At 61.6% G+C, this 12,423-nt stretch carries 11 protein-coding genes and 2 pseudogenes; 3 read left to right on the forward strand and 10 right to left on the reverse strand.

What is annotated here, in order from left to right; genetic code table 11:
- Positions 1 to 322: 322 nt before the first annotated feature.
- From MKK51_RS01385 to MKK51_RS01410, 6 genes and pseudogenes are all read right to left on the reverse strand, one after another.
- Positions 323 to 544 (reverse strand): annotated as a pseudogene (locus MKK51_RS01385) (integrase core domain-containing protein); the annotation flags it as partial.
- Positions 545 to 583: 39 nt separating this feature from the next.
- A complete protein-coding gene (locus MKK51_RS01390) occupies positions 584 to 3,124 on the reverse strand; it encodes a TonB-dependent siderophore receptor (RefSeq protein WP_243974516.1) in 2,541 nt (846 codons plus the stop codon).
- A 113-nt stretch (positions 3,125 to 3,237) separates the two neighbouring features.
- Entirely contained in the window at positions 3,238 to 4,245 is a 1,008-nt protein-coding gene (locus MKK51_RS01395) for a FecR family protein (RefSeq protein WP_279600913.1), read from the reverse strand.
- A gap of 207 nt (positions 4,246 to 4,452) precedes the next feature.
- Positions 4,453 to 4,998 carry an RNA polymerase sigma factor gene (locus MKK51_RS01400; protein ID WP_243974518.1) on the reverse strand — a complete coding sequence of 182 codons (546 nt, stop codon included), beginning with the start codon at positions 4,996 to 4,998 and terminating at the stop codon, positions 4,453 to 4,455.
- Between the two features lie 397 nt (positions 4,999 to 5,395).
- A complete protein-coding gene (locus MKK51_RS01405; protein WP_243974519.1) occupies positions 5,396 to 5,980 on the reverse strand; it encodes a substrate binding domain-containing protein in 585 nt (194 codons plus the stop codon).
- A gap of 35 nt (positions 5,981 to 6,015) precedes the next feature.
- Entirely contained in the window at positions 6,016 to 6,303 is a 288-nt protein-coding gene (locus MKK51_RS01410) for a LysR family transcriptional regulator (protein ID WP_243974520.1), read from the reverse strand.
- A gap of 125 nt (positions 6,304 to 6,428) precedes the next feature.
- Between MKK51_RS01410 and MKK51_RS01415 the strand changes: the two genes are divergently transcribed.
- The gene (locus tag MKK51_RS01415) at positions 6,429 to 6,620 is read left to right on the forward strand and encodes a hypothetical protein (protein ID WP_243974586.1); all 192 of its coding nucleotides are present in this window, start codon (positions 6,429 to 6,431) and stop codon (positions 6,618 to 6,620) included.
- A 632-nt stretch (positions 6,621 to 7,252) separates the two neighbouring features.
- Here MKK51_RS01415 and MKK51_RS01425 read toward each other — a convergent pair.
- Positions 7,253 to 7,399 (reverse strand): annotated as a pseudogene (locus MKK51_RS01425) (transporter); the annotation flags it as partial.
- Between the two features lie 7 nt (positions 7,400 to 7,406).
- Positions 7,407 to 8,393 carry a cation diffusion facilitator family transporter gene (locus MKK51_RS01430; protein WP_243974521.1) on the reverse strand — a complete coding sequence of 329 codons (987 nt, stop codon included), beginning with the start codon at positions 8,391 to 8,393 and terminating at the stop codon, positions 7,407 to 7,409.
- A 129-nt stretch (positions 8,394 to 8,522) separates the two neighbouring features.
- On the opposite strand from MKK51_RS01430, the gene MKK51_RS01435 reads away from it, so the two are divergent.
- Complete coding sequence (locus tag MKK51_RS01435) at positions 8,523 to 8,942, forward strand: MerR family transcriptional regulator (RefSeq protein ID WP_243974522.1); 420 nt, start codon at positions 8,523 to 8,525, stop codon at positions 8,940 to 8,942.
- 509 nt (positions 8,943 to 9,451) lie between these two features.
- Here MKK51_RS01435 and MKK51_RS01440 read toward each other — a convergent pair.
- Complete coding sequence (locus tag MKK51_RS01440; protein WP_243974523.1) at positions 9,452 to 9,745, reverse strand: hypothetical protein; 294 nt, start codon at positions 9,743 to 9,745, stop codon at positions 9,452 to 9,454.
- 222 nt (positions 9,746 to 9,967) lie between these two features.
- On the opposite strand from MKK51_RS01440, the gene MKK51_RS01445 reads away from it, so the two are divergent.
- Positions 9,968 to 10,225 carry a hypothetical protein gene (locus tag MKK51_RS01445; RefSeq protein ID WP_243974524.1) on the forward strand — a complete coding sequence of 86 codons (258 nt, stop codon included), beginning with the start codon at positions 9,968 to 9,970 and terminating at the stop codon, positions 10,223 to 10,225.
- 258 nt (positions 10,226 to 10,483) lie between these two features.
- Here the strand turns inward: MKK51_RS01445 and MKK51_RS01450 are convergent, their stop codons facing one another.
- Entirely contained in the window at positions 10,484 to 12,391 is a 1,908-nt protein-coding gene (locus tag MKK51_RS01450) for a calcium-binding protein (RefSeq protein WP_243974525.1), read from the reverse strand.
- Positions 12,392 to 12,423: the final 32 nt, after the last annotated feature.

Genomic DNA, 12,423 nt, shown 5'->3' on the forward strand with positions numbered 1-12,423 from the left:
CCGGCATCACCCAGGTTCGCATGATGCGGGGTGAGCGGATGATGATGAAGAAGCGCATGATGCGGAAGCAGATGATGAAGCGCCGCATGATGAAAAGCCGGATGATGAACCGCGGGATGTGAGCCTACGGGAAGCTCGGAAAAGGGCTTCCCACTCGCCTACCAACGATGCGGGGCGGTGAGACTTACTCTCCTCACCACCTCGCTTTTGACGAAACGGCCTACAGACCTTCGGCGTGCCATGACCCTGACCCAGCAAACTGGTCCGCGCTGAGCGCAAGTTTTTCGGGCATCTGGAGTTGACCCCGTTTGTGGTACACGGCCTATGCAAGTTCTCGGGCTATGACAGCTTGGTTGGCGAAGGCTCGGGGCGTCAAGCCGCCCAGGGCCGTGTGGGGTCGATCTTCGTCGTAGTGGCGCCTCCAGTCCTCGATGCGCTCGTGGGCATCAGCCAGCGACAGGAACCACGAGGCGTTCATGCATTCCGCCCGCAGACGGCCGTTGAGCGACTCGATGTAGGCGTTGTCGGTCGGTTTACCCGGTCGCCAGAGCCGGAGGCGTGGAAAGAAGTTGTCTTCAGCTATTCACCAACGGTAGCGTAGCGTCGCCAGCACGGTTTGACGATTGCCGTAGAAGCAGCCGGTCGCGGCGATGCAGGTCGACACGTAGGTCGTATCGAACAGGTTCGTCGCATTGACGGCGAGGTCCACGCCTTTGAGCGCCGGATAGCGGTAGCCGAAATCATACCGGACAGCCGCGTCGACCAAAGTGACGACCGGGATATGATAGAGGTTGGCGTTGTCCCCCACCGACGCGCCGATGTAGCGGACACCCGCCCCGAGACCGAGCCCGGCCCAATCGCCGGTTCGGACCGTGTAGTCGAGCCAAGCCGATGCCTGGTGCTGGGGCACGAAGGGGAGTTCGTTCCCGATGATGCTTGCCCCGGACGCATTCGCATTGGCCTTGGTGATCTCGCTGTTCATGGCGGCATAGGAGGCGATCAGGTCGAGGCTCTCGGTCAGGCTGGCCTTGACCTCCAGTTCCACACCGCGGACGCGCGCCTCGCCGGTCTGCGCATTGAACCGGAAATCCACCGGGTCCGGTGTCAGAACGTTCTTCTGCGTCAGATCGAACACCGTTCCCGTCATGAGGAGGTTCGTGCCGGGCGGCTGAAACTTGATGCCGCCTTCGATCTGCTCACCCTCCGTCGGTGCGAAGGGCTGACCGGCGCGGTTCGTCCCGGCCGTCGGCTGGAACGAGGTCGCGTAGCTGATGTATGGGGCCAATCCACCATCCAGCAGATAGCTCAGCCCGACGCGACCCGTGAAGGCGGCGTCATCCTGTTTCACGCGCGTGAGCGCGCCGGTCGCGGCATTCGTCGTGCGGGTCACCGCGTCGGCCCAGTCCTGACGCCCGCTCACGGTCAGGCGGAAGCCGCCGAAGCGGATCTCGTCCTGCGCGTAGAGTCCGGTCTGGTTTCGTCCCTGGGTGATCCGCGTACCGAGCGGGGGACGCGTGACCGTGCCGGCATAGACCGGGGCGAACACGTCGACGGAGGGCACGATCCGGAGCTGGGACTCATCGTACCGGGCGTCTTCGCGCAGGTAGTCCGCACCGAAGAGAAGCGTATGCGCGACGGGGCCGGTGGAGAAGCGGGCTTCGGCCTGATTGTCGATGTTGAACAGGTCCGACCGCTCCGGGAAGGCCCAGGCGTAGCGGGAGAGCGTGCTGTTATCGGCGCCGAGGCCGATCGCCTGCACGCGCTGCGTATCGGCATCGACATGCGAGTAACGCAGGTTCTGCCGGACGGTCCAGACGTCGTTGAAGTGATGCTCGAACGCGTATCCGATGAAGCCCTGCTGCAGCTTGAACCGGTCGTAATTCGGCTCTCCGATGAAGCGGCTGGTGGGGATGCGGCCCTTCGGGTTCGCGTAGAGCGTGCCGAGGGCGGGCAGGCCCTGAGGCGCTCCGCCTCCGGGCGAGTCGATGTTGAGATACTGCGACAGGATCGTCAGGGACGTATCGGCATCCGGCCGCAGGGTGAGGCTCGGCGCGATGAAGACGCGGTCTTCCTCGAGATAGTCGAGCTGCGTCCCCGTGGTGCGCGCCAGACCGGTCAGCCGATAGAGGATCTTGCCATCCGGATCGATCGGCCCGGACAGGTCGAAGGCAGCCTGCGCACGCCCGAAACTGCCGGTCTGGAGTTGGATTTCACGCAGAGGCGTCGCCGTCGGGCGCTTGCTCACGAGGTTGAGCAGGCCCCCTGGGGAATTCTGACCATACAGTCCCGATGACGGACCCTTCAGCAACTCGACACGCTCGAGACCGTAGGATTCGACACGCGGTTGCGAGTAGCCTCGGGCTCCGAAGGGCAGCCGCAATCCATCGAGGTAGCGGCCCGGCACGAAGCCGCGGACGTAGAGCCAATCATAGCGCACATCCGTGCCGTACTGATTCATCACGCCGGGCGTATAGAGCAGGGCCTGACTGACGCTCTGGGCCTGACGGTCCTCGATCTCCTTACGCCCGACCACGTTGATGGCCTGAGGGGTCTCCAGGATCGGCGTTCCGGTCTTGGTCGCGGTGGCGCTGCGGCGGGCGACGTAGCCGTGGACGGGACCGATGGCGTTCTCGCCCGTCACCTCCAGCACGTCGAGGGCAACGGCCCCGGCCTGATCCGGGGCGACGATACCGGCCTGTGCCACCACGCGCAGGAGGGTGGCGGAGCGCCCGGCGGTGAACTGGGGTGTCAGTCCCGTGCCGGCCAGGAGCCGTTGCAACCCTTCGGCACGGTCGTAGCGTCCGATGACCGCGACCGAGCGTAAGTATCGGGTGGCGCTGCTGTCATAGATCAATTGAACGCCACTGGCCGCGCCATAGGCCGCGAGCGCTTCGTCGAGGGGCATGGCGGGAAGGGCGAAGTCGATCGCCGTGTCCTGGGCCGGCATGAGTGCCGATGCCTGGACGAGGTATGGTCGACCCATCGCTGCGGCCGGGCCGGCATGCTCGATCGCCGCCGATGCCGGAGCCGGCAGGGCGGCGACCAATGTCGCGAGACCGCTCAATCCAATGGCCATCCGGTACTGGTCCCGTCCCCGGTCTTGTCTGTTACGCCGCACCGTCATCAGCCCCATCGTCTCAAGGCGGCTTGCCACCGCTGTGCGACGGGTCGTGATCGCCCGTCTGATTCCTGAGACGCTGCGGAGCCCGTCACCCCGCAAGAAAAGTCCATGACGGGTCAGCGCAGGATGACGAGCCGGTCGCTGAGCCTGACTTCGGAGAGAGCGAGAGCGGTGCGGATGCTCGTGAGAGCCTCCTCCGGACGGGACAGGTGGAAGATGCCCGTCACCCTCCGGGCGGAGGCCGCCGAACTGCCCAGCACGATCCGACCGGGGCGATAGCGGTTGAGATCGTCGACCACCTGAGACAACGGGGTGTCGCGGAAGACGAGAAGGCCGCGCCGCCACGCCGCTGTCGCCGCCGTGTCGATGGAATGAACGCTCCGTGCCCCGCGCTTCGTATCGACCCCCTGGCCGGCGGCCAACACCATCGGCGGTGCGCCCGGCTCCGCGACCACCTCGACGGAGCCTGAGAGGCAGGAGAGCTCGGCGTCCGTCCCGCCTGTCCAACCGGTGAGCCCCTCGGCCGGACGGCATCGAACGACGAACTCCGTGGCCATCCCGGGTCGCGTGGCCACATGCGCCGGACCGACCGTCAGGAGGATCGGACGCGCATCGGCGGGGACCGTGACAGCGACAGCCCCTGCATGCAGGACGAGGGCGCCGGGGTCGGCCGTCCTGGCGTCGAGAGCCGTTTCGGCGTCGAGCTCGATCCGGACCCCTCCCGGCAGATCGACCGTCCGCACCTCTCCGGTGCCGGTTCGAAAATCAGCGCTCAGTTCGGGCCAGTTCGCAACCAAGGCGGCCCCGCTCGCGGCGATGGAGGCCGAGGCAATGCCCAGACCCGCGCCCCGGAGAACCCGGCGGCGGGAGATGTCACGCGGTGCCACACGGACAAGGGCGGGGGCGACCTGCTTCGGGAGCGCGATACCGGCTTGGCGCCACAGCTTCGATGCGGCGAGGAAGGCGGCATCGTGCTCGGGCCGCGCGCGCCACGCGGTGAGGGCCTCGGCATCGGCGTGCGTTGCCGTCCCGGACGTCAATCTGACGATCCAGGCACGAGCCTCGCGTTCGACGGCCGCTAGGTCGCCGGACCCATCTTCACGATCGTGATCCCCGGCGATCATAGCCTTCGCGCCTTCTCCTCGTGGACACGCCGCAAGAGCATTCCGAGGCTGCTGCGTGCAAGGGCCACTCTCCCGGGACGACGGCGTGGACAGCCTCTCCGACCGGATGCTCGGAGCCTTCGCTCGGCATCGGCATGGCCCTGTAACACAGCCCCCCGGTTGCGGGCCGATACGTTGGAAGACGCCTCCGCCGGTGCTGCCCCACAATCAGTGTCCATGGTGATCGATCCGTAGACGCTCGGCGCAATGGTCCAGTGCCATCCGAACCTCCGATTCGACCGTGCGCAGTGAAACACCGAGATGCGTGGCTATGGCCGCATGGGTCATGCCCTCGATCCGGCTGAGACGGAATGCGGTCGCCCGGCGAGGCGGCAACTCGGACAGCGCCTGCGTCAGACGGCGGAGATCGGCACGTGCCTTGGCATCCCGGTCCGGTCCCGGTGCGTCATCCGGCACCGAAAGATGGGCGGCAATGTCCTCCGCGGTGAGCAATCGTGTCCGACGTGCCTCGGCTCGCCGATGATCGATCGCCAAGTTCGCCGCGACCTTGAACAGGAATGCACGTTCGTTCTGCAGCGGGGGATCGTCCAGGGCAATGTGGGCGACGCGAAGAAACGTCTCGTGCGCGAGATCGGAGGCTTCGTGAACGCCCACCTTCCGACCGAGAAAACGCAAAAGTGCCTCGCGATGGGTGCGATAAAGTATGCCTAGCCGGGACTCCTGTTCGGACTGCGTTCGAGAAACGCGGAGCATTTCGAGTGCCGAGTTCAAGCATCCTGGAACAGATGCGCGTAAAGGATCGAATTGCAAAATTCCGTTACACACACAAGAGGTAATCCACGCAGGGACGCGATGTTGCAAATATTAGAATTAGTACAATTTAACGCTACATCAAATTTCGGGCGGGGGCGTACGCAGCTATAAATTGGATGCGTTCCTCAATTTTCTCATTGAAGATTATTGTTGTATGTATTGTAAATTAAATTACGGCCGGTTAATTGTGTATCGCAGCATAAACAATTACGTTGAGCCGTAGTATTCCTATAAAGTTTTCGGACGGTAACCGGAGAATTCGCCGCTTTCTGTAATGGATTTATATTAAGGCAATTTATATCACAGAAAAACGTTGCGATACGGTTTCGGCGATGGATCACCGATCCCAAGGCGGGCGCGGCTGCCAGGACGCCGTCAGAAGGTCCACGAACGCCGTGACCTTGGGAGGCAGTAGCCGGCGGATCGGGTAGACGACCGACAGGGGCTCGCCTTCCGCGGCATGGCTGGCAAGGATCGGGACGAGCCTGCCATCGCGCAACGCGTCGGCGATGAGGAACGTGGCCAGCTGCCCGATCCCGAAGCCCGCGGCGACGATATCGCACAACCCCTCGGCGTTGGTCGAGGTCAACGGCCCCCCGACCGAGACCTTTCGCGGAGCATCGGCGACCCGAAAGCGCCATTCGACCGGGCGGCCACCATGGGAGAACGTCAGGCAATCGTGGTTCGCCAGATCGTCGACCGTCGACGGTGTCCCACGTCGGGCGAGGTAGTCCGGCGAGGCGCAGGTCACGAGCGTATGGGGCGCCACCTTTCGACTGACGAGGTTGCTGTCGCTCATGCCACCTACGCGGACCGCGACGTCGATGCCCCCCTCAATGAGGTCGACGTAACGGTCGTTGAAGCTGATGTTCACCTCGACCGCGGGCCAGAGGCGCATGTACCGCTGGACGATGGGCAGCACCTGCAGGCGTCCGAGCGACACCGGGACGTCGATCCTCAGGCGACGCTCGGCGAGATGCCGCGTGCCGTCACCACCGCCTCGGCGGCTTCGAGCGCTTCGAGGATCTCCGTACAGCGCCCGTGGAACGTCGCGCCCTCGTCGGTCAGGGTCACGCTGCGCGTCGAGCGATGCAGCAAACGAGCGCCGAGGCGTCCCTCAAGGCGCGTGATCCGCTTGCCAACCGTAGAGCGCGACAGGCCGAGACGCTCGGCGGCGACCGTGAAACTCCGTGCGTCCGCCGCGTGCACAAAGGCGACGATATCCTCGATGCGTTCAGGCGACACGGCCGAGCCACCGTTCGAACCATTCCCGGTCGCGACGAAAGGCCCGCCAATTCCATGCCGCTCCCGTCCGGGACGCCGCGCGGGCACCTCGGACAGGACCGTCAGCGACCCAGGAGTGTACCCGTATGCAGAAGGTGGAGGACATCGGCGGCGATCTGGTTGCGGGCACCGAGCCTCTCAATAAGCTGGGCCGGACGGCTGCCCCGGAGCCCGGCGAGCGTGAGCTGCTTGTCACGGACATACGTGTAGACGCCGCTCACCGCAAAAGGCGAGGCATGGGCGATATCGGCCGCCCGGCAGTCGCCCGCTGCGTGTAGTACAGCGCGGTCATCTCATCCGCGGCGTCTTTGGAGGCCCTGGACCGGGTCAGCGGCGCCATCACGATCCGATTGGTCAGTTCCAGGCCGGCCAAGGAGAACGGGGAGAACAATGGTGACACGAGGTTCCTTCCGAACTAGGCGACCGATCCATGTCTGTGCTCGCCGCGATCTCCCGCTAAAGTATGGGTGCCTCAGAACTACGGAAGGCGCACGAGATCCGATCTGATGGGACGCCGGGTTCCCAATCGAATGGCTGGCGGATAAGGGCCTTCCGCGGGCCCATCATACGTTGAGGCTGGCGTAGCCCGTGCTTGATGGCCGTGACCAACCTTGCACCTCATCTCTCTGGACCAGGCGAACGGGCCAGACTCCGTTTCACGAGCGACGTAGCGAACGTGCGCCTCAGGAAGCCATTGGGGTTCCCTCCTGCGACCAAATCGGGATGGGACCCGTCCGTTCTATGCCCGCATAGGGTGGAGGCTGTGTGAAAAGAGCGTCTGGTGATTAGGCCGAGCTGACGTCGCGGAAGTTTGCCCTGAGGTTTTGCAGGACATATGGGTCGTTGGTGGCGACCTCGTAGAAGCTGTTGTCGATGGTGCGCACGATCAACATGGGCACCGTAGCGCTCGCATCTCCCCGGCCGCAGCCGCGAAGACCACGCCGGCGGCGAAGTGTTGGATCGCGCTGACCAGGATTGTGCCCGGCCGGAGGTTGACCGCCACGGCGGCGCCGAGGATGGCGGCCGCCGGGATCAGGATGTAGGCCCAGGCCTGCATGACCGCCTCAGACGACGTGGTCGGGTTCGAGGGCGCAGTTCGCGTTCGCGCTAGTCTCGACCTGGAGGGTGGTGTGCCCGATCCCGAACTTCCGCTTCATCTCGTCGGCCGTCCGCATCAGGAAGTCGTCGCCTGGATGGCCTTCCGGGATGACGAGGTGGGCGGTCAGCGCGGTCTCGGTGGTGCTCATCGGCCAAATGTGGAGGTCGTGCAGGCCGACGACCCCCGGCATGCCCCGAAGGTGTCCGTCCACGGCGACGGGGTCGATGCCGGGCGGCACGGCGGCGAGCGCCATCACGATGCTGTCGCGCAGGAGTCCCCAGGTGCTCCAGACGATGATGGCCACGATGACAAGGCTGATGACCGGGTCGATCCATTCCCACCTGGTGAACAGGATGGCGAGACCGGCCAAGACCACGCCGGCGGAGACCGCGGCATCGGCGGCCATGTGAAGGAAGGCGCCCTTCAGGTTGATGTCGCCCTTGGCCCCGGCGACGAACAGCCATGCCGTGACGCCGTTGATGACGATGCCGATGGTGGCGACCACCATCACGGTCGTTCCCGCGACCGGTACCGGTTGGCCGAACCTCTGGACCGCCTCCCAGGCGATGGCGCCCGCAGCGACAAGCAGGAACACCCCGTTGAACAGGGCGGCCAGGATCGAGGACCCCTTCATCCCGTAGGTGTAGCGCGAGGTCGGGGCACGCTTCACCAGGACGCTGGCACCCCATGCGACCAGCAGCCCGAGGACGTCGGACAGGTTGTGCCCGGCGTCCGCCAACAGGGCCACCGAGTTGGCGAACACGCCGTAGGTGGCCTCGATGGCCACGAACGCGATGTTCAGTGTGATGCCGATGGCGAACGCCCTGCCGAAGCTTGCGGGGGCATGGGCGTGGCCCGGGCCGTGTGAATGCCCGGCATGGTCATGTCCGGAATGCGCAGCGTGATCGTGCGCTCCATGGTCATGTCCGGCGTGAGTGTCCTGCGCTGTCATCGTCGTCCCGTCCGGTCTTCGTCGCCTGATGGATCGCGTCTCGCGAGGGAACGGCTGCGCGCCGTCCCTTTCAAAGCGTCGGAAACGAGACTACAACCTCTAGCGACTAGAGGTGCAAGGAAAAAGATCATGGACATCTCAATCGGTGAGTTATCCCGCCGGACCGGCGTGAAGGTGCCAACCATCCGCTACTACGAGCAGGTCGAACTGATGCCTGCGCCTCCTCGAACTGCGGGCTCGCAGCGTCGCTACGGCGAGGCCGAGGTGAGACGGCTCTCGTTCATCAAGCATTCGCGCGACTTGGGCTTTGATGTCGATGCCATCCGCGAACTGTTGGAGATGAGCTCGCATCCGGAGCGCCCTTGCGCCGAGGTCGATCTGATCGCCCGTCGTCATCTGGTCGAGGTGGAGCGCCGGATTGATCAACTCACGGCGCTGCGGGGCGAGTTGAACCGGATGCTCGCCGATTGCGGCCAGGGTCATGTCGGCGAGTGCCGCGTAATCGAAACGCTTTCGAATCACGCTCGATGCGCAAACGAACACCACTGACCCATTCGCGCCGAGGGTGGCTTGCGGATTGGCATCATAGGCGGCGCGGACCTTTTTTCTATTAGTAGAGCGATGGCTTTAATATTAAAGTGCAATAGTCCGGCTTATGCAGTATGCAATAAATCTATTTTGATGGATTTGTCATAAATTTGATAATAAGGGTAGTTGTTTGTGCATAGTTATATCAGAAATTTGGCTGCCCCGTAATGCCGAAAATTACAATTCAGCGATTGTTGTCAAGCTTAAATATATAGACTTACCATTTTATATCTACATTCTGCGAGTCATTGAAGGCGCGTCCGCTTTGCAGATGCCCTGGCCGAAAGCAGAAAGGCAAGAATTCACCCAACCAAGCCGTTCGGTATAGCCTCTTCGCGCCATTAATTGCCGTTAAATAGAGCCTCGTCAAATTTTGGCTTCTAGGCATCGCTTGCTACAGCTGATGTGATTATACTAAACTGAACGCAGCCAAAAACACCGAGTAAGCTATTGATCCGCTAGCTACTTGGCTACAGCACGAGCCGGTAATCGAAGGCGAGGAGGTCCTCGCTCGCGCCGATCCAGCGCGCGTCGTCCGCTCGGGGCTCGACGAGGTACAGGCCGTCCCCCAGATCGTCCGGCCGGCGCACCAGATACCGGTACGCCCTGCGCCACGTGACCCGTCGGACGCGCTCGCCTTGCCTGAGCCAGACGAGCGCCTGTTCGAAGTCGTGTCCGCTTTCCCGGACAGGCCGGAGGACGACGAGAGGGCCGGTGCCGACGTCGGCAAGCCCGATGCTTCTGTCCGCATATCCGGTCAGCATGTGGTCCTACCGCTCATCGATCATCAGTGCGGCCCTGGCCTACGGGGTCGAGGGCCTCACGAAGCGGAGCGCGATGGACCACGGCCGCGGGCTCTGGGAGGCCAACATCTCCAGTGTGGGTGTCCGGTACTCCGAGGCATTCAGGCAGCGCTTGAGGCGGTCGCACCGTTCGATCCTGTCCTGCGCCGGACCGGGCGACATCATGATAGCGGTGCCGAGGAGATGCAGTTTGAGACCGCCTTTGCGGACGCACACGACGAGGTCGCCCGCCGCCACGGGGTGCCCCTCGCCCGGCGCGCGCTAACCACGGACGAGGCCGAGGCGGAGGTCCTGGCGGAGCCGGTGCGGGCAACCTGGTTCCTGCGTCTGTTCCACCGGCGCTGGTGGTTCCGGGGCGACGAGTACCGTTCCGAGGCAGGGGCGGTCTGTGCCCGACAAGAGGCCGCCCCGAGACGCCCGGACCGCAGTGATGGTAGCTAACCCCGATTTATGCCAACATTCTGAAGTTGTTGATATTCGTTCCTGTTAGCGACAGTCATCAGCACGAAGCGCTCCTCGTGGTGAGAACAAAAAGCCAGGCCGCCGTCAGGGCGCGCCGGGCTTTTCAACGATGAAGCGGTGATTCGGGCTTTGGACTATTTCGGCTACGAGCAGTGGCGAAAGCCAGATGCGGAAAATCTTGCCGTGGCATCCCAACAAAAAGCCCGGCGCGGAGTGATCCGGCCGGGCTCAGAAGGGTCAAGCGCCAAATGTGAAAAGATCGTTGATGTGAGCGCGAACGTCGACCACGGTCACATCGTGAAGAATAATCTTGTTGGTTCCTTCCACGCCAGCGAACGTGACGATGGTGTCCTGGCCGCCGTGGAACGACGTGAGCTGGATATCGGTGGCATCGACACCGGCAATGTCGATGGCGATGTGATCGGAGGCAGCGTTCAACCCGTAGACGTTGTCGCGACCGAAACCGACCTGAAAGTGGAAGGTATCGGCGCCCGAACCAGCGAACAACTTGTCATCCCCAGTCCCGCCATCGATCGTATCATTACCCTTGCCAGCGAGGATACGATCAGCGCCGGACGTACCAATAATTTCGACGACGTGGCCAGTCGTAGACGTTGATACAATCCTTTCTCCAACATCGACGGCCGACATATCTACTTTTGTGTTATCTCTAACGTAAACTGCTTCAATGCCTTGAAATGCTGACTCCGCAAGAAGAATAGTTCCGCCTCCTTGAACAAACAAGAAATCAGTTCCCGAACCGCCGTCGATCGTCGCCGGTGTGTCGGTAACGATAAGGCGGTCGTTTCCGGCCATCCCATACAAAGCATCATTACCGCCATTGCCATTGAGCGTGTTAGCCGAAGCGTCACCAGTCAAGCTATCAGCATGCACGCTGCCGATCAGCTTCTGTATGTTAGCCAAGCTATCCCCCGCAGCATCTCCGCCAGTATTAACATTCGTGGTCAGGTTGACATTCACACCTGCAAAAGACTGCTGATAGCTTGCAGTGTTGATACCCGTGCTGCCATCGATGGTATCAGCACCTGCGCCCCCTTTAAACAAATCATTGAATATTGTCCCTTGCAGTATCTCTCCGCGATCGGATCCCATAATCAGATAATTATGCCCCGGATCCAACCGGAATATAGTGGTTCCCTCAACTGATGTTTCATTCCAGTACCAGGCGTGATGAATCCCAATGTAGGAACTCGTGCTGGTCTGAAGGTCATTGTCATAAACGGGCAATGATCCATCGGCCAATGGATCACCGAGTATAGTAGTGGTATGGTGGCCAGATCCATCTTTCCATACCATCCTTACAATATCGCCCGGCTTAGTCAGCGTGGACCAGTCTTGGACACCATTTGGGCCGTCGCCCCGGTAAACGACGCGCCAGAAGCCGCCGGAGACATTCTGGCTTGGTATATCCGAGTAATTATCGTACGGCATAGCTGCGCCTGCGGCCGCAGCAACGTCGTCTGCTATCCAGTTGCAATTATTTTCGTTCAACCAAATTGGATATTCATTATTGAATTGGTAAGCAGATGTGACGATATCGATGGGATCAACATTCCCTGAGTCAAACTGCGCGCCCATGACTTTGAACTGCGTAGTCCATATATTATAGGTTCTGTATAGCTGGGTATTATCTTGGCCAACCTCTGAAACTGGCACACTGAAGGCCACAGTGTTCATCATGCTATTGCCGACTACCAATTCGACGTCGCCGATGTTTGAGGCATCGATTGTTACGGGCGACGTTATCTTCTGGCCATTTACGAGCCAATATGAGTCTTGAGCGGCATTATTGTACCCCCAATAAGAAGTCTCGGTTTCTCCAGGAGCGCCCTTTGGTTGGTTGTCGTGCAAATTTTCCAGTGTATACGTTTCGAATCCTTGCGGACTATTCGTACCAAATGAGTTTTCGAGTAAAGTAGAGAGTTCTATTTTTTCGCCAACATACCCGAGGGCCGACAGTGGCAGGGAATCGAGCTGGTATATATTTTGCACGGTTCCTAATGCGTTGCTTATAGACGATTGATGTGTGGCATCTGTATTGCTAACGCTTGCTGAAGTTGTCGCATCGGGCTCGCCCCCCTTGTCTGAGGTTCCATCGAGCAAGTTGTAACGATTTGCGCTCATTTCAATTTAACCTCAAATCATAAATTTTGACC

It is taken from the genome of Methylobacterium sp. E-045 (assembly GCF_022829685.1).
Lineage (GTDB): Bacteria > Pseudomonadota > Alphaproteobacteria > Rhizobiales > Beijerinckiaceae > Methylobacterium.

Coding starts and splice junctions, on each gene's coding strand:
- MKK51_RS01440 (WP_243974523.1), bottom strand. CDS start 9,745: ATGCTGACCGGATATGCGGACAGAAGCATCGGGCTTGCCGACGTCGGC.
- MKK51_RS01430 (WP_243974521.1), bottom strand. CDS start 8,393: ATGACAGCGCAGGACACTCACGCCGGACATGACCATGGAGCGCACGAT.
- MKK51_RS01390 (WP_243974516.1), bottom strand. CDS start 3,124: ATGACGGTGCGGCGTAACAGACAAGACCGGGGACGGGACCAGTACCGG.
- MKK51_RS01395 (WP_279600913.1), bottom strand. CDS start 4,245: ATGATCGCCGGGGATCACGATCGTGAAGATGGGTCCGGCGACCTAGCG.
- MKK51_RS01450 (WP_243974525.1), bottom strand. CDS start 12,391: ATGAGCGCAAATCGTTACAACTTGCTCGATGGAACCTCAGACAAGGGG.
- MKK51_RS01400 (WP_243974518.1), bottom strand. CDS start 4,998: ATGCTCCGCGTTTCTCGAACGCAGTCCGAACAGGAGTCCCGGCTAGGC.
- MKK51_RS01445 (WP_243974524.1), top strand. CDS start 9,968: ATGCAGTTTGAGACCGCCTTTGCGGACGCACACGACGAGGTCGCCCGC.
- MKK51_RS01415 (WP_243974586.1), top strand. CDS start 6,429: ATGCAGAAGGTGGAGGACATCGGCGGCGATCTGGTTGCGGGCACCGAG.
- MKK51_RS01435 (WP_243974522.1), top strand. CDS start 8,523: ATGGACATCTCAATCGGTGAGTTATCCCGCCGGACCGGCGTGAAGGTG.